Source organism: Natrarchaeobius oligotrophus (assembly GCF_003841465.1).
GTDB lineage: Archaea > Halobacteriota > Halobacteria > Halobacteriales > Natrialbaceae > Natrarchaeobius > Natrarchaeobius oligotrophus.
On the sequence record NZ_REFZ01000001.1, the window covers coordinates 1 to 26,328 of the forward strand.

Annotated in this window: 29 protein-coding genes and 3 pseudogenes; 20 read left to right on the forward strand and 12 right to left on the reverse strand. The window is 64.3% G+C overall.

Annotated features, from left to right (window positions below):
- Positions 1–129: 129 nt before the first annotated feature.
- Positions 130–255 (reverse strand): annotated as a pseudogene (locus EA472_RS22845) (universal stress protein); the annotation flags it as partial.
- Between the two features lie 283 nt (positions 256–538).
- On the opposite strand from EA472_RS22845, the pseudogene EA472_RS00010 reads away from it, so the two are divergent.
- The 5 genes and pseudogenes from EA472_RS00010 to EA472_RS00030 all read left to right on the forward strand — a co-directional run.
- Positions 539–916 (forward strand): annotated as a pseudogene (locus tag EA472_RS00010) (DUF7522 family protein); the annotation flags it as partial.
- Between the two features lie 37 nt (positions 917–953).
- Positions 954–1,682, forward strand: a complete 729-nt coding sequence (locus EA472_RS00015) for an SDR family NAD(P)-dependent oxidoreductase (protein WP_124189471.1) — start codon at positions 954–956, stop codon at positions 1,680–1,682.
- Between the two features lie 272 nt (positions 1,683–1,954).
- Entirely contained in the window at positions 1,955–2,809 is an 855-nt protein-coding gene (locus EA472_RS00020; protein WP_124189472.1) for an ABC transporter ATP-binding protein, read from the forward strand.
- Between the two features lie 8 nt (positions 2,810–2,817).
- Positions 2,818–3,600, forward strand: coding sequence for an ABC transporter permease subunit (locus EA472_RS00025; protein WP_124189473.1), 783 nt, complete (start codon positions 2,818–2,820; stop codon positions 3,598–3,600).
- Between the two features lie 2 nt (positions 3,601–3,602).
- Entirely contained in the window at positions 3,603–4,409 is an 807-nt protein-coding gene (locus tag EA472_RS00030; RefSeq protein ID WP_124189474.1) for an ABC transporter permease subunit, read from the forward strand.
- 71 nt (positions 4,410–4,480) lie between these two features.
- Here the strand turns inward: EA472_RS00030 and EA472_RS00035 are convergent.
- The 5 genes and pseudogenes from EA472_RS00035 to EA472_RS22265 all read right to left on the reverse strand — a co-directional run.
- Positions 4,481–4,693: pseudogene (locus tag EA472_RS00035) on the reverse strand (universal stress protein); the annotation flags it as partial.
- Between the two features lie 406 nt (positions 4,694–5,099).
- Positions 5,100–6,437 carry a tyrosine-type recombinase/integrase gene (locus EA472_RS00040; protein WP_124189476.1) on the reverse strand — a complete coding sequence of 446 codons (1,338 nt, stop codon included), beginning with the start codon at positions 6,435–6,437 and terminating at the stop codon, positions 5,100–5,102.
- Positions 6,438–6,633: 196 nt separating this feature from the next.
- Positions 6,634–6,831: a hypothetical protein gene (locus tag EA472_RS00045; protein ID WP_124189477.1), complete on the reverse strand. Its 198-nt coding sequence runs from the start codon at positions 6,829–6,831 to the stop codon at positions 6,634–6,636.
- Positions 6,832–7,145: 314 nt separating this feature from the next.
- Positions 7,146–8,174, reverse strand: coding sequence for a YeiH family protein (locus EA472_RS00050; RefSeq protein ID WP_124189478.1), 1,029 nt, complete (start codon positions 8,172–8,174; stop codon positions 7,146–7,148).
- Positions 8,175–8,177: 3 nt separating this feature from the next.
- Entirely contained in the window at positions 8,178–8,318 is a 141-nt protein-coding gene (locus EA472_RS22265; RefSeq protein WP_165874777.1) for a hypothetical protein, read from the reverse strand.
- A gap of 448 nt (positions 8,319–8,766) precedes the next feature.
- Between EA472_RS22265 and EA472_RS00055 the strand changes: the two genes are divergently transcribed.
- Positions 8,767–9,231, forward strand: coding sequence for an SPW repeat protein (locus EA472_RS00055; RefSeq protein ID WP_124189479.1), 465 nt, complete (start codon positions 8,767–8,769; stop codon positions 9,229–9,231).
- A gap of 100 nt (positions 9,232–9,331) precedes the next feature.
- Here the strand turns inward: EA472_RS00055 and EA472_RS00060 are convergent, their stop codons facing one another.
- Positions 9,332–10,051: a hypothetical protein gene (locus EA472_RS00060; RefSeq protein ID WP_124189480.1), complete on the reverse strand. Its 720-nt coding sequence runs from the start codon at positions 10,049–10,051 to the stop codon at positions 9,332–9,334.
- 186 nt (positions 10,052–10,237) lie between these two features.
- Between EA472_RS00060 and leuS the strand changes: the two genes are divergently transcribed.
- The 6 genes from leuS (at position 10,238) to EA472_RS00090 (ending at position 16,432) form a co-directional block, all read left to right on the forward strand.
- Positions 10,238–12,961 (forward strand): leucine--tRNA ligase, encoded by a 2,724-nt coding sequence (leuS, locus tag EA472_RS00065; protein ID WP_124189481.1) that lies wholly within the window; start codon positions 10,238–10,240, stop codon positions 12,959–12,961.
- Between the two features lie 95 nt (positions 12,962–13,056).
- Positions 13,057–13,359 (forward strand): HalOD1 output domain-containing protein, encoded by a 303-nt coding sequence (locus EA472_RS00070; RefSeq protein WP_124189482.1) that lies wholly within the window; start codon positions 13,057–13,059, stop codon positions 13,357–13,359.
- A 113-nt stretch (positions 13,360–13,472) separates the two neighbouring features.
- Positions 13,473–14,069: a DUF420 domain-containing protein gene (locus tag EA472_RS00075; RefSeq protein ID WP_124189483.1), complete on the forward strand. Its 597-nt coding sequence runs from the start codon at positions 13,473–13,475 to the stop codon at positions 14,067–14,069.
- A 131-nt stretch (positions 14,070–14,200) separates the two neighbouring features.
- The gene (locus EA472_RS00080) at positions 14,201–14,578 is read left to right on the forward strand and encodes a cupin domain-containing protein (protein WP_124189484.1); all 378 of its coding nucleotides are present in this window, start codon (positions 14,201–14,203) and stop codon (positions 14,576–14,578) included.
- Positions 14,579–14,671: 93 nt separating this feature from the next.
- On the forward strand, positions 14,672–15,136 hold the full coding sequence (locus EA472_RS00085; protein ID WP_124189485.1) for a hypothetical protein: 465 nt from the start codon (positions 14,672–14,674) through the stop codon (positions 15,134–15,136).
- A 198-nt stretch (positions 15,137–15,334) separates the two neighbouring features.
- The gene (locus tag EA472_RS00090; protein WP_124189486.1) at positions 15,335–16,432 is read left to right on the forward strand and encodes an AI-2E family transporter; all 1,098 of its coding nucleotides are present in this window, start codon (positions 15,335–15,337) and stop codon (positions 16,430–16,432) included.
- Positions 16,433–16,503: 71 nt separating this feature from the next.
- Here the strand turns inward: EA472_RS00090 and EA472_RS00095 are convergent, their stop codons facing one another.
- Both EA472_RS00095 and nreA read right to left on the reverse strand, forming a co-directional pair.
- Positions 16,504–16,761 carry a hypothetical protein gene (locus tag EA472_RS00095; protein ID WP_124189487.1) on the reverse strand — a complete coding sequence of 86 codons (258 nt, stop codon included), beginning with the start codon at positions 16,759–16,761 and terminating at the stop codon, positions 16,504–16,506.
- Positions 16,762–16,910: 149 nt separating this feature from the next.
- Complete coding sequence (gene nreA, locus EA472_RS00100; protein WP_124189488.1) at positions 16,911–18,248, reverse strand: DNA repair protein NreA; 1,338 nt, start codon at positions 18,246–18,248, stop codon at positions 16,911–16,913.
- A 509-nt stretch (positions 18,249–18,757) separates the two neighbouring features.
- Between nreA and EA472_RS00105 the strand changes: the two genes are divergently transcribed.
- A complete protein-coding gene (locus EA472_RS00105; protein WP_124189489.1) occupies positions 18,758–18,937 on the forward strand; it encodes an HVO_2753 family zinc finger protein in 180 nt (59 codons plus the stop codon).
- An 8-nt stretch (positions 18,938–18,945) separates the two neighbouring features.
- Positions 18,946–19,212 (forward strand): elongation factor 1-beta, encoded by a 267-nt coding sequence (locus tag EA472_RS00110; protein ID WP_124189490.1) that lies wholly within the window; start codon positions 18,946–18,948, stop codon positions 19,210–19,212.
- A 163-nt stretch (positions 19,213–19,375) separates the two neighbouring features.
- Here the strand turns inward: EA472_RS00110 and EA472_RS00115 are convergent, their stop codons facing one another.
- Together EA472_RS00115 and EA472_RS00120 are read right to left on the reverse strand one after the other, a co-directional pair.
- On the reverse strand, positions 19,376–20,050 hold the full coding sequence (locus EA472_RS00115) for an RNA ligase partner protein (RefSeq protein ID WP_124189491.1): 675 nt from the start codon (positions 20,048–20,050) through the stop codon (positions 19,376–19,378).
- 75 nt (positions 20,051–20,125) lie between these two features.
- A complete protein-coding gene (locus EA472_RS00120) occupies positions 20,126–20,560 on the reverse strand; it encodes a hypothetical protein (protein ID WP_124189492.1) in 435 nt (144 codons plus the stop codon).
- Between the two features lie 212 nt (positions 20,561–20,772).
- On the opposite strand from EA472_RS00120, the gene EA472_RS00125 reads away from it, so the two are divergent.
- Positions 20,773–21,888 (forward strand): RNA ligase, encoded by a 1,116-nt coding sequence (locus tag EA472_RS00125; RefSeq protein WP_124189493.1) that lies wholly within the window; start codon positions 20,773–20,775, stop codon positions 21,886–21,888.
- A 139-nt stretch (positions 21,889–22,027) separates the two neighbouring features.
- Here EA472_RS00125 and EA472_RS00130 read toward each other — a convergent pair whose 3' ends face one another.
- The gene (locus EA472_RS00130; protein WP_124189494.1) at positions 22,028–23,203 is read right to left on the reverse strand and encodes a cystathionine gamma-synthase; all 1,176 of its coding nucleotides are present in this window, start codon (positions 23,201–23,203) and stop codon (positions 22,028–22,030) included.
- Between the two features lie 132 nt (positions 23,204–23,335).
- Between EA472_RS00130 and EA472_RS00135 the strand changes: the two genes are divergently transcribed.
- The 5 genes from EA472_RS00135 (at position 23,336) to EA472_RS00155 (ending at position 26,260) form a co-directional block, all read left to right on the forward strand.
- A complete protein-coding gene (locus EA472_RS00135; protein WP_124189495.1) occupies positions 23,336–23,644 on the forward strand; it encodes a 50S ribosomal protein L21e in 309 nt (102 codons plus the stop codon).
- A gap of 13 nt (positions 23,645–23,657) precedes the next feature.
- On the forward strand, positions 23,658–24,014 hold the full coding sequence (locus EA472_RS00140; protein ID WP_124189496.1) for an RNA polymerase Rpb4 family protein: 357 nt from the start codon (positions 23,658–23,660) through the stop codon (positions 24,012–24,014).
- A gap of 45 nt (positions 24,015–24,059) precedes the next feature.
- The gene (locus tag EA472_RS00145) at positions 24,060–24,659 is read left to right on the forward strand and encodes a DUF655 domain-containing protein (RefSeq protein ID WP_124189497.1); all 600 of its coding nucleotides are present in this window, start codon (positions 24,060–24,062) and stop codon (positions 24,657–24,659) included.
- Positions 24,660–24,755: 96 nt separating this feature from the next.
- On the forward strand, positions 24,756–25,166 hold the full coding sequence (locus EA472_RS00150; RefSeq protein ID WP_124189498.1) for a GNAT family N-acetyltransferase: 411 nt from the start codon (positions 24,756–24,758) through the stop codon (positions 25,164–25,166).
- Between the two features lie 197 nt (positions 25,167–25,363).
- Positions 25,364–26,260, forward strand: coding sequence for a 16S ribosomal RNA methyltransferase A (locus EA472_RS00155; protein ID WP_124189499.1), 897 nt, complete (start codon positions 25,364–25,366; stop codon positions 26,258–26,260).
- Positions 26,261–26,328 lie beyond the last annotated feature (68 nt).

A 26,328-nucleotide genomic window follows, 5' to 3' on the forward strand; every position in this document is an offset into this window, starting at 1 on the left:
TCGCCGCCACCGCTGCTCGACCGGTTGATCGACGACGCACAGAAGATCCACCAGCAACGGCCAGTGTTACAAGAGACGCTCGCTACCGCTACGCAACCGAGGTGTGAGTCTTAGCTAAAGACGAATATCGTCATGACTAGGGTCGACGACGTACAGCGCGGTGACGGAAGCGTCCGGGAACGACGCGAGACTGTACTCGAGGCCGGCGGTGGAGTGTTCGGTCCCGTCGGTCGGAACGAGAACGTGTGATGGCATTGTCTAATCCTCCGTTGTGGTGCGGGAACGCCGACCCCGACGTCCGGTTGCGGGAGCGGCGGCCGCGACGTCCGATACTGCGTTCTACGATGAAGGCAATAAAACGGAACCCCGCCGTACCGGTCACGTTCAGGCACGGGTCGTCTCGAACGGGGTCCAAACGGTCCTCGCTCAGCACGTAACTCGAGTCAACGGCCGAATTTCCGACTCCGCGGGGGTTCTGTCGTGCTCGGTGCCGATTTCGGGAACGCCCTATATGTGCCTTTTCGTCGTACGTCCACGCATGTCGATGCCCGATAACACCGATGAACTCGCATCGGAACTGGTCAGCGTCTGTCGAACCGCTATCGGCGACGAACTGCGCAGTATCACGTACTTCACCGCTGACGACTACGAGCAGCTGTACCTCCGGGACGATCTGGAACAGGACGCCGACCTCGATCGGTTCGTCGCGAACGAGCGACTCGGGTTCACTTCCCAGCAGACCTACGGTGGCTCCGAACTCGGCGAGTACGAGTTCACGATTCGCGTCTTCGAGTGGGGATACGTCACCCGGCTCATCGCGGACGAACGTGGGGTGTTCGTGACGACTGATCCGCTCAACATGAACGGATTCCACGAAGTGGCGACGGCCGTCAAAGCAGTCCTTGAGGAGAGAGACACCATGAATTATAGGCGCAATCGCCGTTCCTCACGGTATGCTAGACGGGAAGATCGCGATTATCACGGGTGGTTCGGCAGGCATTGGGAAGGCAATTGCAGCTGAGTACGTCGAGAAAGGAGCCGAGGTAGTAATCGCTAGCCGAGGTGAAGAGCGAGGGGTAGAAGTTGCCGAGGAGATCGGCTGCGAGTTCCGACAGTGTGACGTTTCAGAGTACGACCAGGTCGAGACGCTCGTCGAGGGCGTCGTCGACGAGTACGGTGGACTCGATATCGTGGTGAACAGTGCCGGTATCGGTAGCGAGGCGGCACTCGGAGAGATGTCCCTCGAAGAGTGGCGCAAAGTCATCGACGTCAACCTCGACGGCGTGATGCACACCTCGAAAGCAGCGTTGCCTCACCTCCTCGAATCCGAGGGGTGTATAATCAATATCGAATCGATTTACGGACTCCGGGGCGGGAAGGGCGCAGCCGCGTACTCCGCATCGAAAGGCGGTATCGTCAATTTCACACAGCAGGTCGCCGTCGATTACGCCACGGAGGGCGTCCGAGTCAACGGCATCTGTCCCGGGTTCGTCCGAACGCCGATGACCGAGGACCTGCTCGAAGACGAGCGGTTCTACGAATTCGTCCGGACGAGGACGCCAATGGATCGGGCCGCCGAACCGGAGGAGATCGCCCCGCTCGCGGCGTTTCTCGCCTCCGACGGAGCCTCGTACATCACCGGAGCGAACATTCCGGTCGACGGCGGGTGGACCGCTTTCTGAGTTCGTCACTCTTCAGTCGCGTCGATTAGCGCGAAGAGGGAGTCGTAGTCCTCCGGGAGCGCATTGCGAACCTTTCTACGGGGTATCGCCCACGGGTAATCCCGAGGCGGACCTGAAGTCCCACGTACACTTATTAGTCGGCCACCGTTCTATGAGCGCGAGGCGACTGTAGCGGCTCCCAAGGCGGTCTCCAGTGTCGAAGTATGTGTGCGCAAATCGAAGAACCCGCGATTTAATCGGACCAAGAACCGGCGGTTCTCAAGCTCGAGGACCTGACCAAACGGTACGGGGAGACCGTCGCGAACGACGACGTCAGCTTCGCGGTCGAGACCGGCGAGATTTTCGGCTACCTCGGCCCTAACGGGGCGGGAAAGACGACGACCATTCGACTGTTGCTCGGACTCATCAAGCCGACGTCGGGAACGGCGGAAGTACTCGGTGCTGACATCCGCGACCGGAGAGCGCTCACCGAAGTGAAGGCCGATATCGGATACCTTCCGGACACGCTCGGATTCGACGACCGACTAACCGGGAACGAGGCGCTCGATCACTTCGCCCGAATGCGCGGCGACGAGCGCCGGGAGGAGCTGCTGGAGCTGTTTCATCCGCCCCTCGAGAAGCCGATCGAGACCTACTCCTCCGGGAACAGACGGATGCTGGGAATCGTCCAGGCGTTCATGCACGATCCGGACCTCGTGATCATGGACGAGCCGACGTCGGGTCTGGACCCGCTCAAGCAGGACCGACTCCACAAGTTCCTCGAGGAGGAACGCGACGCGGGAACGACCGTGTTCTTCTCGTCGCACGTCCTCAGCGAAGTCCAGCGCGTCTGTGACCGCGTCGGCATCATACGGGACGGAGAACTCGTCGCCCTGGAGGATATCGAGTCGCTGCTCGAACGTAGCGGCAAGCAGGTGTGGGTCCACCTCGCGGAGCCTGTCGACGAAGCGGAGTTCCTCACCGACCAGATGATCGACGTCGAGGTCGTCGACAATTCGGTCCAGTTCACCTACACCGGCGACTACAACGCGCTGCTTGAACACCTCGTCCGGTACGACGTCCAGAACCTCGACATCGCCAACCCGCAACTGGACGACGTCTTCAAGCACTACTACGGCGAGGGCTGATCCGATCGATGACGGCCATCCTCCGACTCGAGTCGGCGAAGCACCTTCGCGGCGCGGTTGCCCTCACCGGCGCGTTCGCGCTGCTCGCCGCCTTCCTCCTCTCCGTGTTTCCCTCTCTGGCGGACGAGGCCGAGCTGCTCGAGGAGGCGTATCCGGAACTGATGGTGGTGATGTTCGGCTTCGAGGCGATCCACACGCTCGAGGGATTCCTGGCCTCGTACGTTTACGCCGTCCTGTGGGAGGTGTTCGTCGGAATCTACTTCGCGTACCTCGGGGCGGGAACGATCGCGAGAGACGTTCGCGAGCGCCGGATGGACCTCACGCTCTCGAACCCCGTCTCGCGGGAGTCAGTCGTCCTCCAGAAGATCGCCGCGCTCTGGGTCCCCCTCGTCGTCTTGAGCGTCGGGCTCTTCGCCGTCCTGTATGCCGGTTCGGTCGTTCTCGACGAGACGATTGACCCCCTCGTCCTGACGATGGCCCACGTGCTCTCGACCCCCTACCTGCTCGTCTGTGCCGGTATCGGGGTCGTGCTGTCGGTAGCGCTCGATCGACCCGAGAGCGCACAGACCGGCGCGATCGGCGCCGTCTTCCTCCTCTGGCTGGTGGACGGGCTCGCCGAGATGAACGAGGACCTCGAGTGGGTCGGCGCGCTGACCCCGAGTCGATACTTCGATCCGACGGCGATCTTCGTCCACGAGGAGTATACGCTCGTGGACGCGACGATCCTCCTGGTCACGTTCCTCGCCCTTCTCGCCGTCGCGACGATCGCGTTCGTTCGCAGGGGCATCTAACCATGATCGGAACAAACGACACCTCGAAGACGGCCATCCTGCGACTGGAGTCTCGAAAACTGGTCCGGAGCTCCCTCGTCCTGACGGGGGCGTTCGCCCTGCTGTCGGCATTTTACTACTCGATCTTCCCCGGATTCGCCGAGGACGCGGAGGAACTCGTGGAGGCGTTCCCGGAGTACATGTTCGAGTTCTTCGGGCTCGACGAACTGCACACGATCGAGGGGTTCATCGCCGCCGAAATCTACGCCTTCTTCTGGGTCGTCCTCCTTGGCGTCTACTTCGCGTACCTCGGGGCTGGAACGATCGCGAAGGACGTTCGCGAGCGCCGGATGGACCTCACACTTTCCAACCCGATCTCGCGCGAATCGGTGTTGCTCCAGAAGGTCGCCGCACTCTGGGTCCCCCTCGTCGTGCTGAACGTCGCCATTCCGGTGATCGTCTTCGTCGGTTCGGTTGCGATCGACGAGACGATGAATCCCGTCGCGATCACGATGGTACACGTCCTCTCGATCCCGTACTTGCTGGTCTGTGCCGGCATCGGGCTACTGTGTTCCGTCCTGCTCGATCGCGCACGGACCGCCAGACTCCTCGCGCTGGGCGCGGTCATCTTCCTCTGGCTGGTCGACAGTTTTTCCAGACTGGACGAGGATGTCGAGTGGATCGGCGCGCTGACTCCGAGTCGGTACTTCGACGAGACGGCGATCCTCGTCCATGAGGAGTACGCGTTCCTCGACGCCGGGGTTCTGCTGGCGGCCTTTATCGCTCTGGTGGCCGTCGCCACCGTCGTCTTCGTCCGCAGAGATATCTGAACGCCCGTCGCGGAATTAGACGGTCTGAACGGAGGCCGGCGGTTTTCGGGTCGGGACCCCCGGAAACCCAGTTATCGGACGATCGTCACCGAGACGGGCGACCGACGGGTCACCGTCTCCGCGACGCTTCCGAGAAGCACCCGACTCGCCCCGGACCGGCCGTGACTGTCCATCACGATGTGGTCGACGTCGAGGTCCTCGGCGTACACGACGATCGAGTTGGCGACCTGCCCGATGGTAACGTCCGTGTCGATCTCGACTCCCTGCTCCCCGGCCGCCTCCCGGGGCCGGGGGTGCGCTCTCGAAACAATCGAGGTTAACGACCATGCTTATGATTATACGCACATACCTTTATTCTTGGAATTAGTTGATTAGTATATGTCAGAACCAGCCACACTCCGGTTACACGATCGTCGAGCGTTCCGCCGCGCTCTCACTCGATTAGAGTTAGAACATGACGAACTTTGGGAAGCCCGTATGACCGATATCCATACGGCTATTATCCGGGTTGCGATTGAGAACCCGAATCTATTGCTCCAGAAGGTCGAGGAAGTGCAGCGGGAACAAGTTACTAGCTAACCACGGCGGGCACAGGATCTCTCTATTTGCCGTGCTCTCATCTGCGCCATCGTGGAGCACCCGGAGTTGCTGGTCAACGCGTACACGACACTGAGATCAGGTTATATAGAGTTACTTGTACATGGGTAGGACGACGTCTGTTGCCCATTCCTCGTCGGTTAATCCCCGCGCAATGTCGGTCTCTAATCTGATTGAGTCTTCATACATCGCGTTTTCTATCTCTTCTCGAACGGATTCCGGTAGCATGTCATAGTCGTCGTATATCAGGTGCGGTTGTTCTCGCAGATGGTGGATGATTGGGTCATCCGGCCCGAGTATTTCGATGCTGTATTCTAACCAGTGGGGTTCCCTGTAGAATTTTAGTTGGGCTTGACACCGGGGGCATTGCGACCATTGGAGCCAGTCGTCGATGGTGTAGTTGCACCGGGGACAGTTGTCTAACATTGGTTCGCGGAGTTCGGTATCCTCGACGTCGAGTCCCATTTTCTTCGCCATCTCCGCGTGCCGGTCTTCGTCGTCAGTGTGGTCGTAGATATCAAACTGCTCGCTGTTCGGCCCCCAGTTCATATGGTCTGCGATCTGCCGGTCGGAGTAGCCTTCGAGGCGCATCTGCGTGACGCGCGAGTGTCTGAAGTTGTGTGGGTTTGCTTTCTCCTCCGGGATGTTGCTGTCCGCGACGAGGCGTTTCAATCGGCGTCGGAAGAACGAAGGGATGAGGGAATTGTCGCCTCCCGCTTGGTAGTGGTCTCGCGTCACGCAGAAGAATGGTGCGTCGGGGTTTTCGGGGTCGGGATGCTCCCGGTTGATGTAATTCTCCAGAAACACCTCTGAGGGTTTGACGATGACTTCGTGATCGTGCGCACCTTTCAGCCCTTTCGCTTCTTCGTTGAATTTGATGAGTGTTGAACCGCCCGGCCCCTCACCGAATCGGACGTCTTTCACACGGAGTGATAGCACCGCACTGAGTCGGGCACCCGTCTCGTACAACAGGTATATCATCGCGCGGTCACGGTCCATCCGTGCGCATTCGGTGAGCAGTTCCTTGATTTCCTCGGCACTCAGGGTATCTTCCTTTTTGATTTTCTTCTGGTCCACTTTGGTGAATTCGATTTCGTCCGCGTCATTGTTGCGTCCGGAATGTCTGTAGAACTGCCGGACCGATTTCTCGTAATTTCGCTGGGTCCCATCGGACCATCCACGTTCATTTGAGATGTCGATAATGAGTTCGTCCATCTCGATTCCGTTATGTTCGAGGAGTGATTTCTCGGCGTGTTCCGATAGTATCCGGAGGCAGGATATGTGGTTGATGAGCGTGGAGGTTTGCTTGTTCTTCACCCGCTTAATGTAGTCTTCTATCGCGTCTATGTCGTCATTGCAGTCGAGTTCCTTCACCTTTTTACGCTGATTCCGGAGTTGGGCCTTGAAGTTCTGAGGGTCGTCGATTGGCATTTTCGTTGTCTGAAGTCCGCTCTAAAGTTTGGCGACTTACAATAGCGCCTTCACATATTCAGGATTCGATACCACTCACGTCAAATGGGATTCGATACTTGTGATATCTCATCCGCCCGGGACTATTCTGCGACGAACAGCTCCGTGAGTGCGAAATATGTTCTGCGGCGAACAGCTCCGTGAGTCCCAAATATCGTCACGGATCGACCTCTCTCCTCTCTGGAAGCTCCTCGAGTCGGCGGTGGTATTCCGCTCTCATCACCTGGACGGTGAGTAGTGCCGGGAAAAGCAGTAGCGGCCACGTCCAGGCGGGCATCGCGTACACGAGCAGCGTACACTGAACGGCAAAGAGCATGAGGAGAACGTCCTTGTCTCTCTCAGAACTCGCGGACATATTGCTGCCTTTTCACACGTACGCTATATAATTGTAGTATCTGAGTCAATACAGTACGGAAGGTACACACATTGCCGGACCCTCCGGCCGTGTGGGTCTGGTCGCCGGGAGGGGCAGTGTCGAACGCGACTCGCTGGACCGCACCAGTTCGACCGGGGGCAGTCGAAACTCGAGGGAGCGGACGCTGGATGACGGCTCGGTCGCGCGACATCCGCAATCGTCCCGTATTTCCCACTCGAGCACATCCGGAAAGGAGACAATATTGCCGAATCCTCGGACGTGGTTCGATAGTCGACGGGACGACGGGTCGCCGGTCACGACGATCCGAAGGCGACGAGAAGGACCGCGAGCGACAGCGAGCTAACCACGAGCAACGCGACCAACACGACGAGAGCGGGCGTGACGCCGGTTCGTCGCAGCTGGCCGAGTCGAATTTCGGTCCCGAGACCGACGAACGCGATTAGAAACAGCCAGTCGTAAGCGCTCTCGATCGAGGCCTGCTGCGCCGTCGAAAACGCGCCGAGACTCGACAGTCCGGCGAGCGCGAGGAAGCCGAGAACGAACTTCGGAAACTCGTTCCACAGCGTTCGAACGGTCGCACGCGCGCCGTCGACGGACGGGGCGTTCCGTCCGCCGTCTCCGCGATTCGCGTCGCGGGCGTAGTAGCCCGCGTACGCGAGGACGACGGCGCCGATCAGCGCGTTGCGCGCGAGTTTCGTGACCGTCGCCCACTGGCCCGCCGCGTCGGAGTGGGCGAAGCCGACTGCGACGACGGGTCCCGTCGAAAACATGCTGATTCCGGCCCAGATGCCGAACACCCGTCCCGGGAGACCGAGCAGTTCGCCGATTATCGGGTAGACGACGATCGTCAGCGCGTCGAACAGCAACACCGTCGCCGCGGCGTAGGCGACCTGTTCCTCTCGGGCGCGAATCGCGCCGGCGACGGCGACGACGGCCGAGACGCCGCAGATGCTACTTCCCGCCGCGAGCAACGAGCCGAGTCGATCGGCCAATCCGAAGACGAATCGCGAGAGGAGTTCGACCAGGAGCGCCGTCGTTCCGACCGCGACGAGGATCGCGAGTAGAACGACCGCGCCAGCCTCGCGGATCGCCTCGAGCGAGATCGACGCGCCCATGAGGACGATTCCGGCACCGAGCCAGAGGCCGTACGTCGAAACACCCGGCTCGAGTCGCGCCGGAACGCCGATCCCGTTGGCCAGAACGAACCCGAGGGCGATCGCCAGGAGCAGGTGGTTGAAACCGACGACCGGAGCGACGGCCCGTGCGAAAAACGCACCGAGACACAGCAGAGCGAGCCCCGGAAGCATCCGACGGACGACCATTCGTCACCAGGGAATCTGCAGTTCGAGCGCCCCGGTCGTGGCGACGATCGCCGTGGCGACGACCACGCTCTGCCAGTCGCGCTCGAGCCCCGCCCAGCGGGCTCGAACAGCGGCGACGCCTGACTTCCACCGATCGAGCGACATTCGTTCGGTGTCACCGGATCGGCGGACTTAACGCTTGGCAATCTCGTCGTCGATTCCGGTTACTATTGCGGCTTCCTGTGACGCGAGCGTGTCGGATGGGACGATTCGTGCCGATACCGGTTCGTTCGGAAGCCGTTTCCGCGCTTCGACCGCAAGATGGTCGAGACGAGTAAGCGCCGCGTCACGCTCACGCTCGCCCCGTTCTGGCTCGAGCGACGCGCCGAACCGGTGGGTCGAATCGCGGTCGCTGGAGTAATAGAGTCTTAACTCCGGCGCGACGGGGCCGAAAGCGATGGATTAGCGGTTCGTAAATGCCCTCTTGGTCGATGCAAATCTCGAGTCGGTGGACGGGCGTTCGCGTCGGTAGGTGGTCGTTTTCGACGCGACGGCTGGAACGGTCACGGCGCTTTTTGACCGGTCTCGGCGGACGCTCGAGTGGCGATCATCTATGAGCGAATCAACGACGACCGATCCGGAACGGACCGGAGACGCACAGACGCAAGGCCAGGGCGAACCGGGGGGACAGAAGTGGCTCAGCGGAATCGTCTCCCTGATCGGCCTGTGGATCGCCGTCTCTCCGTTCGTCTACGAGGCGGCGGCCGAACTGACCTGGAACAACGTGGTCGTCGGCGGGGCGATCTTCCTGCTCGCAGGGTACAACTACTATCGCATCGTGACGGCTCACCCGACCAGCACCGGCGTGATGTCGCTCGTCGCACTGCTCGCGCTGTGGACGCTCGTCGCTCCCTTCGCACTCGAGGGCCAGTTCGCGATGGAGGGACTCGAGATCGCCGCACAAGGGTTGATCTGGAGTAACGTCGTCACGGGAATCGTCGCCGCGTTGTTGGCCGCCTACATCGCCTACGCCGCCGGACGCGGCGTCCGAACTGGAACCCCGGCAGGGGCCCGGTGAGCCCGGCGTCGGACTCGACCACGACGCTCGACGGCGTCGGTCCGGGCTCCCAACGGTTGCGGTCCCGAGTACTCGCACTCGAGTCGCGCTCGAGAGCCGATCAGCCGCCGAACGGGCCGGCGTCGTCGGGGGGACCCTCCCCGGGGAGGTCGACGTCGTCTGGCGGACCGACGTCGTCTGGCGGACCGACGTCGATCGGCGGACCGTTCGATTCGGCTTCGTCCAGCGGTCCGTCCGTTTGCCCGAAGACGGAATCGTCGAACGTCCACGTGTCTCCGTCGGGGTCGGCCGCTTCATCGCCGGAACCGGCGTCGTCGGTCTGGACGGTGTCGTCCTCTGCGGTCGAGTCGGTTTCGCCGGAGGACGCGTCAGCACCGTCGGCCGGGTCGTCGCTCGGTGGATCGATTTCGTCGGCGAGCTCGTCGCTCGACTGGTCGGACTCCTCGTCCGAGGTGTCGGCTCCGTCTCCGGCTACGCCGTCGGGTTCGGCGTCTTCGTCGCCGCCGTCGTCGACGGGCTGGCTTTCCGCGTCGGTCTCGGCGGGATCGTCCTCCGTTGCGCCGATCGCGTCGTCGGTCGAGACGACGGACTCCGAGTCGTCGTCGGACACGGTCCCGTCGACTCCCTGGGACGATCCGTCGTCCGTCGTCCGTTCGCGATCGGCGGCCGGATCGTCGTCTTCGTCGACCGCCGTCGCGCCGTTCGACGCGACGTCGGGACCGACCGCGACGGCCACCGCGCCGAATGCGAGCAGAACGACCAGCGTCAACACGAGGATCATCCCGATCGAATCGGTCGGCTCCTCGAGGTGTGTGGACATCGAGTTCGACCACTCGATCCGTCGCCTTTGTTAATCTCGGCCCACAGCGGGATCGGGACCGCGTCTGATCGCGACTGGCGACCCGGATCGACGACTGGGCGCGTTTCGATTCAGCGGTCTCGCGACTCCGGAAGCGGCCGAACAATGATATAGCCGGCACGCCCAGTGGTGGACAACGGAGTCCCAATGTCGAGTCATTACGATCACGCGCAGGTGCAGGAGTTCTGGCAGTATGTCTGGGAACGCGACGACGTTTACGAACTGTCCGCGGACGCGTCGAACCCGACGTACGTCCTCGGAATGTTTCCGTACACCTCCGGGACGCTTCACATGGGACACGTCCGTAACTACGCGATCTCCGACGCGTACGCCCGCTACAGACGGATGCAAGGCGACGACGTCCTCCACCCGATGGGGTGGGACGCGTTCGGCCTCCCCGCGGAGAACGCCGCCCACGAGCGCGCGAGCGATCCGGAGTCCTGGACGCAGGCGTGCATCCGGCGCATGCGCGAGGAGCTCGAGACGATGGGGTTCGGCTACGACTGGTCGCGCGAGATCACGACCTGCGAGCCCGACTACTACCGCTGGAACCAGTGGCTGTTCAAGCGCCTCTACGAGGCCGGACTCGTCGAGTACGAGGCGGCGACCGTCAACTGGTGTCCCGACTGTGAGACGGTGCTCGCGGACGCGCAGGTCGAAGAACGCGAGGACTCCGAGTCCTCTGACCAGGTGGCCGGCGAAGCCGGGAGCCGCGACGGCGACCGCGTCTGCTGGCGCTGCGAGACGCCCGTCGGGCGACGAGAGCTCGACCAGTGGTTCTTCACGATCACTGACTACGCCGAGGAGCTGTACGACGGGCTCGACGACCTCGAGGGGTGGCCCGACGGCGTCCGGGAGATACAGCGCAACTGGATCGGCCGTCAGGAGGGTGCGCGAATCGAGTTCACGGTGTCGCTTCCGGAGACGGGTTCGGATCGATCCGACGGCGAGACGTCCGTGGCTGTCTTCAGCACCCGTCCCGAGACGATCTACGGGGCGACGTACCTCGCGGTTTCGCCGGGTCACGACCTGGCCCGATCGCTCGCCGACGCGGACGACGACGTGGCGGCCTACGTCGAGCGGGTCCGCGATCGAGGACCCGACGAGGTCGGCTTCTCGGGCGTCGAAACCGACGCGACGGCGACCCACCCGCTCACGGGTGAGGAGCTCCCGGTGTACGTCGCCGGCTACGTACTCGAGGACGTGGGAACGGGGGCGGTGATGGGCGTCCCGGCGCACAACGAGCGCGATCACGGCTTCGCCCTCGAGCACGATCTGCCGATCGAGGGCGTCGTCGCGCCGAAAGACGAGCCGGTCGACGTCGATCTCGAGGAAACGCCCTACACGAGTGGGGGAATCCTCGAGAGAAGCGGCGAATACGACGGCCTCGAGAGCGAGACGGCCCGACGGCGGCTGCTCGAAGAGAGCACAGCCATCGAGGAGGACGTCACCTACCGCCTCCGGGACTGGCTCATCTCCCGACAGCGCTACTGGGGGACGCCGATCCCCGTCGTCCACTGCGACGACTGCGGCCACGTCCTCGTCCCCGACGAGGAGCTCCCGGTGGAGCTGCCGGAGTTCGTCCGGACCACGGGGAACCCGCTCGAGGAGCACGACTCGTTTCGCCACACCGACTGTCCGGAGTGCGGTCGGCCGGCCAGACGCGAGACCGACACGATGGACACGTTCGTCGACTCGTCGTGGTATTTCCTGCGGTTTCTCTCGCCCGACCTCGCGGACGCTCCGTTCGACCGCGAGCGGGCGAACGAGTGGTTGCCGATCGACGTCTACGTCGGCGGCGACGAACACGCCATCCTACACCTGCTGTACATCAGGTTCATGACGCGGGCGCTTGCGGATCTCGGGTTGCTCGATCACCGCGAGCCGGTCGAGGAACTCGTCAGCCAGGGGACGGTGCTCTACGACGGCGAGAAGATGTCGACCTCCAAGGGCAACGTCGTCTCGCCGGACGAATACGGCGCTGAGACGACCAGACTGTTCGTCCTCTCTGCGGCACACCCCGAACAGGACTTCGAGTGGACGGCGAACAACGTCCGCGGTGCCTACGACCTCCAGCAGACGCTCTATCGGATGGCGACCGACTTCGTCGACGAGACGAACACCCGCGTCGAGGTCCGCAGTCACGACGAGTACCTGACGCGCGAGATCGATCGGACGATCGCCGTCGTCACCGAGGAGTACGACCGGTTCCGGTTCCACCGCGCCGCGACCGAGATCCGAGAGCTGGCGCGTCTCCTCCGACGGTACCGCGAGTACGACGCACCCCACGGCGAGATCTATCGTCGCGGGCTCCTGTCACTCGCGGCCATGATCTCGCCGATGGCACCCCACCTCGGCGAGGAACTGTGGAACAAGCTTCGGGGGGAGGGGCTGGTCGTCGAAGCCGACTGGCCCGTCCCCGAAACTGACGTCTCCGGGCGCGCCTTCGAGCGGAGACTCGTCGAGACGACGCTCGAGGACGTTCGCGACATCGTCGACGTCGCGGCGATCGACGAACCCGACCGGATCAAACTCGTCGTCGCCAGCGAGTGGAAGTACCGCCTGCGCGAGGTTCTCGACGAGTCGGGTGCCGACGGAGTATCCGCTGCGGTCGATCGGCTACTCGAGGCGTCCGTCGAGACGCCGGATCGGGAGACGGTGACGGCGTTCGCCGGCGAACTGCTCGAACGGAGCCGGCGAAACGGCATCGATCGCGCACTCACGGTCGACGAGGAGTACGCGCTGCTCGAGCGCGCACGGTGGCTCGTCGTCGACGAGTTCGACACCGACGTCGTCGTCCGGCGCGCATCCAGGGACGGAGCGCTTGCGACGAAAGCGCGGCCCGGAAAGCCGGCGATACGAATCGAGTAGACCTTCGATACCGAAGGTTTCGGCGGACGTCGCCGCTGAGGCGTCGGTTCGGAAGGACAGCTTTATTCGACCCGGTCCGAAACTGGAGAGATACGATGGAGGGTGGCGGCAATAGCGTTGACGAGACGGTCCAGAGATCACCGAGCAGAGCGGTCGTCGAGAGCGTCGCTCGCGCCGAAGGAGTACCGCCCGAGGAGTTGCGACCTCCCGAATACGAGCCGTTGCACGCGGTCGTCGATCCGGACGCGCTCGACTCGCTGTTCGGGACGCGCCCCGACGGGCGTCGACGATCCGGCGGCTCCGTCTCGTTTATCTACTGCGGATACGACGTCACGATCGAGGCGAACGGGTCGGTGACGCTCGAGTCCGACGGCGGTGTCGATCCGCTCGACGGGTAACCGTTCGAATCGCTCGACGAGTCGGGTGCGAATCGCTCGACTGCGGAGACCTGACGGTCGAGCGCTCGAGTCGAACAGCAAGACAGATACGGCCCCCGTTCGAACGTTCGCCAATGGCAACAGCGGGCGCGAGGCGGCGGCTTCGGGATCGACCGATCGGCGTGACGATCCTGCTGACGATCGTCGGCTACGCGCTGGTAATCGGGACGTTCGTCCTCGAGTTACCGATCTATCCGGATCTCACGAACGCCCAGATCAACGCGTTGACCCACGCTATCGCGGTGATTAACTCGGCGACCCTGGTACTGCTCGTTCTCGGCTGGCGCTGGATTCGGGCCGGCGAAATCGAGAAACACCGGCTCGCGATGACGGGTGCGTTCGCGCTGATCCTCCTGTTTCTGGTCGTCTATCTCGTCAGGGTCGGCGGCGGCGGCGAGAAACTGTTCGACGGCCCGGATCCGGTGTACTACGCGTACCTCGTCATGCTCGCGATCCACATCGTGCTCTCGATCGTCGCCGTCCCCGTCGTCCTCTACGCGCTGATCCTCGGGCTAACCCACACGCCGACCGAACTTCAGCACACTTCACACGCACGCGTCGGCCGAATCGCCGCCGGTTCGTGGATCCTCAGTCTCGTCCTCGGCATCGTCACCTACCTGCTGCTCAATCACGTCTACGACTACGAGTTCGCCGCGGCGCTCGCGTTCTGACACGGGTTGTTGTACGTCGTTACCGTGCAATCGCGATCGCCCTGTGGTTGTCCCGACGAATCGTTACAACGAACAGTACGAGGATGTCCCGGAACGCGTAGTTTTACTGTTATCCGAGCGAAGGGACGGGTATGACCTACCGGAAGGTGAACTACGAAGACGTCGACCAGGTCTCGAGCGCGATGCACTTTCTGAGCGATCCGCTCGAGACCGAACAGGTCGGCGTGACGGTGGCCCGGTGCGATCCGGGCTGGAAGAGCCGCCCGCACGACCACAGCGACAACGACCACGAGGAGGTGTACGTTCTCATCGAGGGCAGCGCGACCGTCGTCGTCGACGACGATCCCGTCGAGATGGAGACCGGCGACGCCCTCTGGATTCCGCCGGAGTCGACCCGACAGATCCGCAACGGGAACGACGAGAGCGCGTTCGTCCTCGTCAGCGCGCCGAGTATCGGCGACGACGACAGCGACAACGGCGAGTGGCTGTTGACCGGCTTCGCCGGGTGAGCGAGTTCGCCGTCCGCCGCGCTTCGATCCTCGAGCGGGCGTCGGCGGGACGGTTTTGTGCCTGGCACCTGTCCGTGAACGCAGAACCGTCAGATGCACTCGAAACACCACGCGCTCGTTTCGCTCGTCGTCGCCGCCGCGCTCGTCGTCGTTCTTCCGGCGGCGTCCGTCGCCGGTCGATCCGCTCCGGCCGCGGCCGTCGTCGCCTACGGGATCGCGCTGGGCGTCTTCGTCGACCTCGATCACTTCGTCATCGCGCGGTACAGAACGGGGAGCTGGGACGCGGTTCGATTCTGTCTCTCGAACCCGACCGCCGCCGTCGTCGATCAGACGCGCATCTTCGAGACGGGCGACGTCGGCGTGCTGTCGCGGCTGTTGAGCCACCTCGCGATACTCGGCGTCCTCGTTCCCCTCGTCGCAGTCGTCGACGTCACGCTCGCGATCGTAACCGGCGTCGTCCTCTACGCGCACGTCGTCAGCGACGTCGCCTGGGACATCCGTCGCCTTCCGCGCGACGTCGAGGGTGCGACCGACGACGTCCTCCGGGCGATCCGATAGGTGCGAGACGAGTCCGACGCTCACCGTTCACCGCCTCGAGCGACGGTCCGTCGCGACGGGGAGCGATTCGGCGCGCGCACTCGGCACCTTTCGGCACTCGAGGGCACTCGGGTGCGATTCAACGGGAGGGACGTTCGTACCCTCGTTTCGACGATCCGAAAGGTCAACGTTTACGTATCGACCGACGCATCGGATCGTATGGACGTTCGAACGGCGTTTTTCGTGCTACTGCTCGTCGTTCTCGGCGCGGTCGCGTCCCTGCTGATCGCGCCGCTCTTGCAGTACCTGATGGCCGCCGCGTTTCTCGCGTTCGTCCTCTACCCGGCGTACGAACGCCTCGAACCGCGACTCGGGTCGCAGCTCGCGGCGCTTTCGCTCACAGCGCTCGCGATCGTCGGCGTCGTCGTTCCGCTCTTGCTCGTCTCGCTGGTGGTTTTCCAGACCGTCGCCTCCTTTCTCGCGGCCGTCGACGGCGCGAGCCTCGTCGATCGGCTCCGGGAGATCGCGCGGACGGATCTCGGGCTCGCCGACGAACAGATCCGATCGATCGAAACCGCTCTCCTCACGGAGATCGACTCGGCGCTCTCGAACGCCCTCGAGCTCGCCGTGCTCGAGCTGGCCGGACTCGTCAACAGCAGCATCGAGATGGGGCTCGGATTGATCGTCTTCGTCTTCGTGCTGTACTACCTGCTCGCCGACGGGGAGACGTTTCTCGCGTGGCTTCGCGAGGTCGTTCCGCTCGAGGACGACGTCCGGACGGAACTGTTCGCGGAGATCGACGCCGTCACGTGGGCCGTGATCAAGAGCCACGTGCTCGTCGCCGTGATCGAGGGCGTGCTCGGCGGAATCGGCCTCTACCTCCTCGGCGTACCGAACGTCGCGTTCTGGACCGTCGTCATGATCGTCGTCGCCTTTCTCCCGGCGGTCGGCGTCTGGATCGTCTGGGCGCCCTCGGTCGGCTATCTCGTCCTCGAAAGCGGCCCGTTGCCCGCCGTCGCGTTGTTCCTGTACGGTATCACCGTCCTCTCGCTGGTGGACAACTACCTGCGGGCGTACTTCGTCGACCGGGACTCCGGCCTTCACCCGGCGGTCGTCATCGTGGGCGTCATCGGTGGCATCTACCTGCTGGGGATTATGGGACTGTTTCTCGGGCCCGTCCTCCTGGCGATGTTCAAAGCCGGTCTGAACGTCTTCACCAGGACGACGACCGTCACCGGCCCCGAGCACGGGGTGACGACCGCCGCGTCGGCGTCGCCGGAGCCGCCGCTCGAGGAGCTGCCGCCGGACGAGGCCTGAATTACCCGCCGCGAAAATCGTCGGCGTGCACTCACGCCAAGTCCGCATACGCGACTCGCATCGACGGCGCGCTACCGCTCGTCCGTCTCCGCCTCGAGGATCTCTCCGTCTTCGGCCTCGAGGGCCTCCCCGTCTTCGGCCTGGAGGACCTCCCCGTCTTCGGCCTGGAGGACCTCCCCGTCTTCGGCCTCGAGTTCCTCGAGGTAGCGCTCGGCGTCGTGTCGAACGTAGCCGGTGTAGAGGAAGATGATCGAAAACAGGATCAACGGGACGCCGAACAGCATGAACAGCGCGGCGAGCAGGGTGACGACGTCGCCGGGGAGTGCCATACGCCCGTTCGGGCGCGCGCGTACAAAAGCGATTCCCCCGCGATTTCGACCGCGCGTCACCGATCACGTCAGTCGATCGCCGAAGGATCAACGGCGGGGTGGGACGATCTGCGGTCGCACCGGTACACGGCGACGGCGGCCCGTCCGAATCACGACCGTCGCGAGCCGGCGAATGCGTCCAGGCTCGACTGCAATCCGGCGGCGAGTTCGGATTTGCGTTTGAGGCGCTCGAGCGAGACGGGGAGCCGGGTCGCGACCGTCGCCACAGCCTCGTGGAACGTCTCGGCCGCGCCGTACTCGCCGACCATCCCCTCCCCGCCGCCGGGCGGCGCGTCGAAGGCGTTGCGAACGCTCTCGCGGACCTGCCAGACGCCGACCGGAGCCCAGTAGTCGTCGGAGACCTCCCGGAGGACGAGACACTTCGCCTGGCGGCCGATCGACTCGAGGTACTCGAGGACGCCCAACCTGGCGGCGTAGTACGCGCCCGCGGTCTCCTCGACGTACCCCGAGCGGCCCTCGTAGCCCTCCGAGGCGCTCGCCATCCAGACGTCGTCGTGGGGGTCCGGATTCCAGATGCTGCCCGGCGCTTTCATCTCGACGAGTTCGAACTCCCAGCGGCCGGGCGCGAGGACGACCCAGTACCGGTTGCCGACGTACTCGTTCGACCACACCTGCACCTCGTCGACGCTCGGCGCGTTCCGGATGCGCCCGCGCAGGTACTGGCCGACGGTGTCGTCGACCGCGGTGATCGACCAGCGGGTCGGCACGAGCCGGCGCTGTTTCGCCTCCCCCAGCGCGCCGGCCGAGAGGATCGAGTTGATGTCGTAGACGTCGAACCCGCGCCGGTAGAGGTAGGTCATCGCGCCCTGGGCCTGCCAGTCGTCGTCCTCGAGGGTCTTTTTCACCGGTCGCGGAACGTACGGGTTCTCCCGGAGTTCCGCGCTGCGAGCGGTCGCGCGCGGGCCCCGCGGGGTTGCGACGTCGGTTCCGGCCTCCAGGCCGAGATCCGGCGTCCCGTCGAGACCGATCTCGAGGTCGACCGGCCTGCCGGCGATGGCGACTTCGCGCTGGACGCCGACGAAGCCGTCCCACGCGTCGTGGACCGAGGGTGCCAGTCTGCTCGCGACGCTCGGCGAGTCGACGTTCGCGCGCTTGCTCGAGTTCAACAGCCCGGTCCGCCGCTGTAACACGTCGTCGATGGCGTACCCCTGGCGGTACCAGTCGCCATCGGTGACGTACTCCGCTGCCGCGTCCTCGTCTCCGACGGGCGAGAGCACCCCGATCGGAATGTCGGGGTAGTTCGAGCGCCCGACGAAGATCGACGGCGAAGTCGAGCCGACGAGGGTGTCGCCCGAGAGCGCGTCGTCGAACCGACGCTCGAACTCCTCGATGTGGTCGGTGATCGCGTAGGACTTTTCCTTCGCGAGGCGACGTCGCTCGGCCTCCTCGTCGGGCTCGAGTTCCTCGATGTACTCGTCGAGGCGCATTCACCGGAGGTAGGGACGGGATCCGTTTGAATGTTGAGTTCCGCGCGCTCGAGTCGGCCATCACGACCGACGCTCGACGATCCGAGAGAACGAAGCCGTCGCCGTAACCCCGTTCGAGCGCGACGACGGAATCCCCCGCCGCGCGAGCGCAGGTCGTGACGGAGCCCGGCACTCGCCGGCGTGGAGGGACTGAAGTGTCAGAGGCACGGCCCTACCGGCGATCGAGTAGTGTTTCGATGCGGAAGGCCGCAATCGGTTCTTTCGCTGCAGTACGTATATAGTGTGAAGAGCGTTTTCTGACCCAGAAAACACCCTCGATCGGTGGTCTCGACGACCCTCGAGAACGCGTTCCGCCGACGGTCGGTCGGGGACGCGCGAGGTCGCGGACACGAGTCGACCGCGTCGGCCGCCGTGAGCCCGAATCGGCCGCCGGATCGGCGTCGCGTTCCGATCCAGCACCGAGCCGTCGAAAGACAACCGTTAAAAACGGCGGGCGGGAAAGAAGGGGTATGAGTACGACGGACGAACGTCGAACGCGGTCCTGCGTCTCCTGTGGGATCAACATTGCGGGAACGAACGCCGCCGCGTTCAAGTGTCCCGACTGCGGAGCCCAGATCTACCGCTGTGCCAAGTGTCGCAAACAGAGCAACCTCTATGAGTGTCCCGACTGCGGGTTCACCGGCCCCTGATTACTGCCATGGGAAAAGTCGCCGCCAAAATCAAAGTGATGCCGAACAGCCCCGAAATCGACCTCGACGCGCTCCAGGAGCGCCTCGAGAGCTCCCTCCCCGAGGGCGCGAAGATCAACGGCGTCGAGCGCGAGGAAGTCGCGTTCGGCCTCGTCGCGCTGTACCCGACCGTGATCGTTCCTGACGGCTCGGGCGGGACGGAGACCGTCGAGGAGAACTTCACCGAGGTCGACGGCGTCGAGAGCGTCGGCGTCGAGAACGTCGGTCGCATCTAGCGCGAAGCCGTTTTTCAACCGGTTCGACGTCGAATTCGTGAGCGACGGCGCTCGGTCGCCCTCGATTTCGTCGTCGCCGACCTCGTACGGCCCCGCGTAACGATTTACCGGTGCAACCGCGACCGTCCTGCGGTTGACCGATATTGACGGACAACCGTCCGTCTCACTCCACCGTCCGCTTCGAGTTCGGATCCACCGCCGTCAGGTACTGCTCGAGCAGGTCCGGAAACTCCCGACCGCGAATGTAGCGCAGGCCGAAGTCCTCCGTCCAGTCGATGATCCCGCCGTCTTCGGTGACGACGCCCGCCTCGAGTTCGCGCGCGAGGATCAGCAGGTCGAAGTCCTCGCGCGAGTCGAGGACGCCCCGTCGCATCGCGTCGCGGTACTTCTCGCGGAGGTCGGAGATCACCGCGTCCGTCTGGGTCATGTGCTCGTGGTCCTCGAGCGGTTCGCCGGCGGCGGCTTCGGCCCGACGGACGGCCTTCTCCGAGACGCGCAGTCCGCGGTCGACCCGACCGCTCATCTCGTCGACGAAGCTGTAAACGACGTTCGCGGGAATCGCCACCCCGTAGCGGTCGGGGTGTTTGCGGATCACCCACGTGTTCAGCTTCGAGTAGACCTCGTCGTCGACCTCCCTCGCCTCGAGCATCGTCGTCAGCTCGTCGTGAATCGTCGGCGGCACGTAACACGAGATCCCCAGGTTGAGCCTTGCGTTGGCGATCGACTCGAGCAGCCGGAGGATCGCGTCCTCGAGCGACTCGTCGTCGCGGCGGATCTCCTCGGTGAGAAACACCGACGTGTCGAGGACGAACCGCTGTTTGAACGCCTCGCTTGACATACGTCGCCTTGGTTCCGAACGACCAAATATGCTGGCGGAGCCTCGACGAACCCGCCCGCTCTCCCCGGCGGCGGTCTAGGGCTGTCGATCGCGATTCGCACCGAGGTTCGCCTGCGAGACGATCCGTGCACCGGGATCGGACAGCTCGACGGTGACGTCCTCGTGGACCGCCTTGCTGATCTCGTCGACGTTGCCCGCGAGCACCGTCAGGATGTCGTCGGGACTCGCGTACAGCAGCATGTTTCCGTCCTGGCCCTCGGCGACGAGTTGCGTGTCGTTGAGGACGATCTGGTCGTTCTGAATCGTGGCCGCCACGACCGGCAGCGCTTCGGGCTTGCCCGGTTCGTCGTCGCGAACCTTTCGGATGTGGACCGCATCGAGGTCGAGGACGTCCTTGTACTCCTCGATCCGTTCCGCGCAGTTGACCATATCTCGGAGGAGCGCCGTCTTCTCGTGGCCCGCGTGGTCGCCGTCGAGACAGTGTTGACAGACGCGGAGTTCGATTCGCATGGGACGACGGTTGTCGCTCGAGACCGATGAGAATTCCGCTTCGGGCGTCGGGTCCGAACGACGTGCGCCCCGAGACGACGGTGGCGACGTCGGGGACGAACGTCGGTACTTCGGACGCGAACGATCGCGGACGACGCCGGGTGCGAGTGACGGACGGACGACGTCGGACCGCGGGTACGCCTTCTTGCCGCTCGTCCCCGTAGCGTCCCTTCATGGGTGACACCGAGTACCACAGACTGCTCGGCATCGGCCGATCCGCGTTCCAGGGTCTCGAGGACCACCTCGAGCGCCGCGACTACGACGGGCTCGAGTACCGGCACGTGTCGGAGTACCGTCGCGGCGTCGAGCGCGGGACCGCCCTGATCGACGGGGACGTGGTTCGCGGCTTCCCGAAGGTCCCCCGAACGCTCGTCCTCGAGTCGGGGATTCCGACGGCGTTCGACGACGAGTTCGTCGTCGAGGAGAAGGTAAACGGCTACAATATCCGCGCCGTCCGGGTCGGCGGCGAGATCCTCGCGCTCTCGCGAAGCGGGATGATCTGTCCGTTCACGACGCGGATGCTCGAGCGGCTGGTCGACCTCGAGGCGCTGTTCGAGCGCCACCCGAGCGCGATGGTCTGCGGGGAGGTAATCGGTCCGGAGAACCCCTACACGGCCCACGACTATCCGGACGTCGACTCGCTCGCGTTTCGGGCGTTCGACTGGCGAGACCGACGATCCGGCGATCCCCTCGCCGTCCGCGAACGCCGATCCCGCTACGAGCGGTTCGACGTCCCGCAAACGCCGTCGTTCGGATTCTACGGGATCGACGAGGCGGACGCGGTTCGGACGATCGTCGACAGACTGGACGCCGACGGTCGCGAGGGGATCGTGATGCAGTCGTCCGACGGGACGATGCAACTGAAGTACACCACGGCCGCTTCCAACCGGGACGATCTCGCGTACGCCTTCTCGCTCCCGTTCGACTACGGTCAGCCGTTCATGTTCCGCCGCCTTATCCGCGAGGCGTTTCAGTCGGTCGAGTGGGCGGAGTCCGAGTCGGTCGCACGCGAGCGCGCTCACGACCTGGGTGAGGCCATCCTGTTGTCGATGCGGGAGTCTATTCTGACCGTCGAGGCGGGAGAGACGGTCGGCGAGCGACACACCGTCCGGGCGAGTCCCGAGGCGGTCGACGTCCTGTTCGAACACCTCCGCGGACAGGGTCTCCACCTCGAGATCGAAACGGACCGACGCGAGGACGACGACCGGGTCGTCACCTTCTGCAAGCAAACGCAGGCGACGAACGACAGGATCGGGAACTATCTCGCGGGACGGGTCGTCGAGGAGTGAGCCGGCCTGCCGTCCGCCGGTCCCGGTGGATCCGCCGGGCGGTCGCGATCGCCCCGATACGTCGGTTCGACAGGCGGTCCGAGCCGTCTTTCGGAAGGGGTCGGGAGGAGAACGCGCCTCGAGGAACCGGAGATCGCGATCAGGAAAGCGCCGCGTCGATCGCCCGCTCGAGGTCGCCGGTGAGGTCGTCGACGTGCTCGATGCCGACGGAGACGCGAATCAGGCCGTCGGTGAGGCCGGCCTCGAGGCGTTCATCGCGGGGGATCGCGGCGTGGGTCATCGGCGCCGGCTGTTCGATCAGACTCTCGACGCCGCCGAGGCTCTCCGCGAGGGTGAACACCTCCGTGTTCGAGACGACGGCGCTCGCCTCCTCGAGCGTGGCGTCGAGTTCGAAACTCAGCATGCCGCCGAAGTCGTCCATCTGCCGGCGCGCGATCTCGTGGCCGGGGTGGGACTCGAGTCCGGGGTAGTAGACGCGGTCGACGTCCGGGTGATCCTGCAGCCACGACGCGAGCGCGCGGGCGTTCTCACAGTGGCGGTCCATTCGGACGGGGAGGGTCTTGGTACCCCGGAGGACGAGAAAGCACTCGAAGGGGCCGGGCGTCGCGCCGACGGCGTTCTGGTGGAAGCCGAAGCGCTCGTCGAGCGTCTCGTCGTTGGTCACCAGCGCGCCCCCGACGACGTCGGAGTGGCCGCCGAGGTACTTCGTCAGCGAGTGGGAGACGACGTCCGCGCCGTGATCGAGCGGGCGCTGGAGGTACGGCGTCGCGAACGTGTTGTCGATCGCACAGAGCGCGTCGTTCGCGTGCGCGATTTCGGCCGCCCCCTCCACGTCGACGATGGACATGAGCGGGTTCGTCGGCGTCTCGAGCCACAGCAGCTCCGTTTCCGAACGAAACGCCGCCTCGATCGCCTCGGGATCTGTCATATCGACGAACGAGAACTCGAGGTCGTACTCCTCGTACACCTGCGTGAAGAGGCGGTGGGTGCCGCCGTAGACGTCGTTGCCCGTCACGACGTGGTCGCCGGCCGAGAGCAGATTCAAGACGGTGTTGATCGAGGCCATCCCGCTCGAGAACGCCCGTCCGTACTCGGCGTTTTCGAGGCTCGCGAGGTTCGCCTCGAGGTCGGTTCGAGTCGGGTTGCCGGTCCGGGAGTACTCGTAGCCGCGGTGCTCGCCCGGCGCGTCCTGTTCGTAGGTCGAGTTGGCGTGAATGGGCGTCATCAGCGCGCCGGTCTCCTCGTCGGGGTCCTGTCCGGCGTGAATCGAGCGCGTCTCGAACCGATACCCGTCGTCGTCGTCCGGGTCGTCCATACGCCGACGACGGCACCGACGCACGTTACGTTTGTCCCTCCGGCCGTCCGGTGATAGCAATCGGCCGGCCGATTCCGGCGAACCCGGAACGTGCGTTTTATAACCGTCACCAAGTAAGAGGGTCGTACGACTATGCCCAACTCCAGTGGACCTCGTCAGGGAACCCGGAAGAAGCTGTCGAACGATCCGCGAGATCGGGGATCCTCCCCGCCCCAGCGCGCGATCCAGCAGTACGAGAACGGCGAAAAAGTACACCTGAAGATCGACCCCAGCGTTCACAAGGGTCGGTTCCATCCCCGATTCGACGGTCGAACCGGCGAAGTCGTCGGGAAACAGGGGAAGGCGTTCAAAGTACAGATCAAAGACGGCGGCAAGGAGAAGACGCTGATCGTGACGGCCGCCCACCTGCGCGCACAGGACCGCTCCGAAGACCGCGTCTGAGACGGAGACTGGTATGACGATCTTCAAAGAGATCGTCGACGAGGAGTTTCTGACGGTTTCGGAAACCAAGGAACTCCTCGCCGACATCGAAGCCGAGCGCGCACTGGACGAGGATCGCGAGTTGCCGTACGAACTCGCGCGGGCGATCGAGCACGTCAACCGCTTTACGACCCTCGAGCCCGAGGAAGCACAGAGCCTCGTCGACGACCTTCGAGAACTCGAGAAGGTCGACGAGGCGACCGCGTACAAGATCGCGAACCTCATTCCCCGAAACCGGGACGAGCTCCGATCGGTGTACGCACAGCAGCGGTACTCGCTGTCCGGAGACGAACTCGACGAGATACTCAACGTCGTCGCACAGTACGCCTGAAAGCGGGCCGACTCTTTAAGTAGGCCGTCGCCGTATCGAGTGACAATGAGCGAAGCCGACAGCGACGGGACGGACGTTCGCCGCGCGGTCGTGTTGGATTACCTCGCACACGGGTTGTCGGACGACGGACGACCGCAGTACGAAAAGTCCCCCGCAGGGTACGCACTCGAGATCGACGACTTCCAGCTCTACCAGGTCGCCTTCGACGAAGACGAACGGCTCACGATCGGCAGCGAAGTCGTCGTCGAGCCGGCCGACGAGCGCGACGTCGTCACCGAGTGCAGCCGCGTCGAGTACGAGGACCTCTCTTCGGGTGCGAAATCGGAACTCGAGTACGTCGTCGCCGACGTCGTCGAGGAGAACGAAGAGCGGTTCGTCGACTTCTACAACGACGCCCAGCCGATCACCCTGCGTCTACATCAGCTGAATCTCCTGCCGGGAATCGGGAAGAAGCTCCGAAACGGCATCCTCGACGAGCGAAAGCGAAAGCCGTTCGAGAGCTTCGAGGAGCTGTCGGAGCGCGTCTCCGGGCTGCACGATCCCGACGACATTCTCGTCGAACGCATCCTGGAGGAACTGCGCGACGACGACCTGAAGTACCAGACGTTCGTCGGCCGCCACGAAGAGCAGGGTCGAACGCAGTGAAGTAGCCGACCGGAGTCGAGTTCTCCGACCGAGCCATCCGGTAGCACATTCCGTAGCGGTGTAATCTATTTCCGCCGTCGGTCTCCACGTCGTGGTATGGACGTTCGACTGCTTTCGACCGACGCCGACCGGGAGGCGGCGGTCCCGATCATGCAACAGCTCTGGAGCGACGCCGACGCCGAGGAGATCCTCGAGTGGACGGGCGAGGACGACTACCGGCTGTTCGGCCGGTTCGACGACGGCGAGCTCGTCGGCGTCGCGGGCGTTCTCGTCCGAGACGTGCTCCACCACGCTCGCCACGCCTGGCTCTACGACCTCGTCGTCGCCGAGTCCCGTCGGGGCGAGGGCCACGGGAGCGCACTCGTCTCGTTCGTCGAGAGCTGGGCCGACGAACACGACTGCGAACACGTCGCGCTCGCGTCGCCGCTCGAGAAGACCGACGTACACCGCTACTACGAGGATCGAGGCTACGAGCGGTGGGGGTACGTGATCGAGAAATCGCTGTAAGCGATGCGAGAGCGACGGTGACCGGGCATCGGTGCAGCGACGGTCGAGCGGACGCGAGCGCGGAGCCGACGTCGAACGGGCGTGAGAGCGGGGCCGACGTCGAACGAGAAACGGCGTGATCGACCGTCGAACGGACGGATCGCCGCGGTCGTCCGCGAGACGGTGCGTTTACACGCGGCGCACTCGAACCACCGACGATGAACCCGAGAGATCCCGACGCGCTGATCGCCCGTGCCGGCGTTCGCGGCGATCCGGATCGCGACCAGCACTTTCTCGTCGACGATCGGGTGCTGGACCGGCTCCCGACCTACCTCGAGGAGATCGACGCCGACGCCTCGCACGTCCTCGAGATCGGCGGCGGGACGGGGGCGCTGACCGATCGGCTGCTCTCGATGGGACGCGACGCAGGTACCGACGCCGGCGACGGCGCAGCTGCCGAGACGAACGGCGGCCACGTGACCGTCGTCGAGCGCGATCGCGAGCTGGCCGCGTTCCTTCGCGAGGAGTTCGCACGCGAGATCGAGGCCGATCGCTTGTCGGTGATAGAGGGGGACGCACTCTCCGTCGACCTGCCGGCGTTTACCGCCTCCGTCTCGAACCTCCCCTACGGCGTCTCGAGCGAGATCGCGTTCCGGTTGCTCCCCGAGGGGCGGCCGCTCGTGTTGATGTTCCAACGGGAGTTCGCCGAACGGATGGTCGCCGGGCCGGGAACGTCCGAGTACGGCAGGCTCTCGGTGTCCACCCAGCACTACGCGGACGTGGAGATCGTCGAATCGGTGCCGAAAGAAGCGTTCTCGCCGCCGCCGGCGGTCCAGAGCGCGGTGATTCGCGCGGTTCCCCGCGAGCCCGACTACGAAGTCGACGACGAGGAGTTCTTCCTGCGATTCGTCAAGGCGCTGTTCACCCAGCGACGAAAGACGATCCGCAACGCGATCAGAAACACGGCTCACATCTCCGGGCTGTCGGAGCCCGACGCGGTCGTCGACGCCGCCGACGCCGACGTCCTGCGAAAGCGAGCCGACGCGATGTCGCCCGCGGCGTTCGCGGAACTCGCACAGCTCGCACTCGAGGTCGGCGCGCCGGACCGCGAGTGACCGGTCGTCGCTCGGTGTCGACGGGACGTCCGTGAGATCCCGGTGAGCGACCGACTCGAGGTGCGAAC

Excerpts from the sequence above, each read along its gene's own strand:
- EA472_RS00040 (WP_124189476.1), bottom strand. The coding sequence starts at position 6,437 with ATGCCAATCGACGACCCTCAGAACTTCAAGGCCCAACTCCGGAATCAG.
- EA472_RS00060 (WP_124189480.1), bottom strand. The coding sequence starts at position 10,051 with ATGTCCACACACCTCGAGGAGCCGACCGATTCGATCGGGATGATCCTC.
- EA472_RS00125 (WP_124189493.1), top strand. The coding sequence starts at position 20,773 with ATGGGTGACACCGAGTACCACAGACTGCTCGGCATCGGCCGATCCGCG.
- EA472_RS00070 (WP_124189482.1), top strand. The coding sequence starts at position 13,057 with ATGGAGGGTGGCGGCAATAGCGTTGACGAGACGGTCCAGAGATCACCG.
- EA472_RS00150 (WP_124189498.1), top strand. The coding sequence starts at position 24,756 with ATGGACGTTCGACTGCTTTCGACCGACGCCGACCGGGAGGCGGCGGTC.
- EA472_RS00085 (WP_124189485.1), top strand. The coding sequence starts at position 14,672 with ATGCACTCGAAACACCACGCGCTCGTTTCGCTCGTCGTCGCCGCCGCG.
- EA472_RS00090 (WP_124189486.1), top strand. The coding sequence starts at position 15,335 with ATGGACGTTCGAACGGCGTTTTTCGTGCTACTGCTCGTCGTTCTCGGC.
- EA472_RS00120 (WP_124189492.1), bottom strand. The coding sequence starts at position 20,560 with ATGCGAATCGAACTCCGCGTCTGTCAACACTGTCTCGACGGCGACCAC.
- EA472_RS00155 (WP_124189499.1), top strand. The coding sequence starts at position 25,364 with ATGAACCCGAGAGATCCCGACGCGCTGATCGCCCGTGCCGGCGTTCGC.
- EA472_RS00025 (WP_124189473.1), top strand. The coding sequence starts at position 2,818 with ATGACGGCCATCCTCCGACTCGAGTCGGCGAAGCACCTTCGCGGCGCG.
- nreA (WP_124189488.1), bottom strand. The coding sequence starts at position 18,248 with ATGCGCCTCGACGAGTACATCGAGGAACTCGAGCCCGACGAGGAGGCC.
- EA472_RS00130 (WP_124189494.1), bottom strand. The coding sequence starts at position 23,203 with ATGGACGACCCGGACGACGACGACGGGTATCGGTTCGAGACGCGCTCG.
- EA472_RS00110 (WP_124189490.1), top strand. The coding sequence starts at position 18,946 with ATGGGAAAAGTCGCCGCCAAAATCAAAGTGATGCCGAACAGCCCCGAA.
- EA472_RS00080 (WP_124189484.1), top strand. The coding sequence starts at position 14,201 with ATGACCTACCGGAAGGTGAACTACGAAGACGTCGACCAGGTCTCGAGC.
- EA472_RS00015 (WP_124189471.1), top strand. The coding sequence starts at position 954 with ATGCTAGACGGGAAGATCGCGATTATCACGGGTGGTTCGGCAGGCATT.
- EA472_RS00135 (WP_124189495.1), top strand. The coding sequence starts at position 23,336 with ATGCCCAACTCCAGTGGACCTCGTCAGGGAACCCGGAAGAAGCTGTCG.
- EA472_RS00075 (WP_124189483.1), top strand. The coding sequence starts at position 13,473 with ATGGCAACAGCGGGCGCGAGGCGGCGGCTTCGGGATCGACCGATCGGC.
- EA472_RS00050 (WP_124189478.1), bottom strand. The coding sequence starts at position 8,174 with ATGGTCGTCCGTCGGATGCTTCCGGGGCTCGCTCTGCTGTGTCTCGGT.
- EA472_RS00115 (WP_124189491.1), bottom strand. The coding sequence starts at position 20,050 with ATGTCAAGCGAGGCGTTCAAACAGCGGTTCGTCCTCGACACGTCGGTG.
- EA472_RS00145 (WP_124189497.1), top strand. The coding sequence starts at position 24,060 with ATGAGCGAAGCCGACAGCGACGGGACGGACGTTCGCCGCGCGGTCGTG.
- EA472_RS22265 (WP_165874777.1), bottom strand. The coding sequence starts at position 8,318 with ATGTCGCTCGATCGGTGGAAGTCAGGCGTCGCCGCTGTTCGAGCCCGC.
- EA472_RS00095 (WP_124189487.1), bottom strand. The coding sequence starts at position 16,761 with ATGGCACTCCCCGGCGACGTCGTCACCCTGCTCGCCGCGCTGTTCATG.
- EA472_RS00030 (WP_124189474.1), top strand. The coding sequence starts at position 3,603 with ATGATCGGAACAAACGACACCTCGAAGACGGCCATCCTGCGACTGGAG.
- EA472_RS00045 (WP_124189477.1), bottom strand. The coding sequence starts at position 6,831 with ATGTCCGCGAGTTCTGAGAGAGACAAGGACGTTCTCCTCATGCTCTTT.
- EA472_RS00140 (WP_124189496.1), top strand. The coding sequence starts at position 23,658 with ATGACGATCTTCAAAGAGATCGTCGACGAGGAGTTTCTGACGGTTTCG.
- EA472_RS00105 (WP_124189489.1), top strand. The coding sequence starts at position 18,758 with ATGAGTACGACGGACGAACGTCGAACGCGGTCCTGCGTCTCCTGTGGG.
- EA472_RS00055 (WP_124189479.1), top strand. The coding sequence starts at position 8,767 with ATGAGCGAATCAACGACGACCGATCCGGAACGGACCGGAGACGCACAG.
- leuS (WP_124189481.1), top strand. The coding sequence starts at position 10,238 with ATGTCGAGTCATTACGATCACGCGCAGGTGCAGGAGTTCTGGCAGTAT.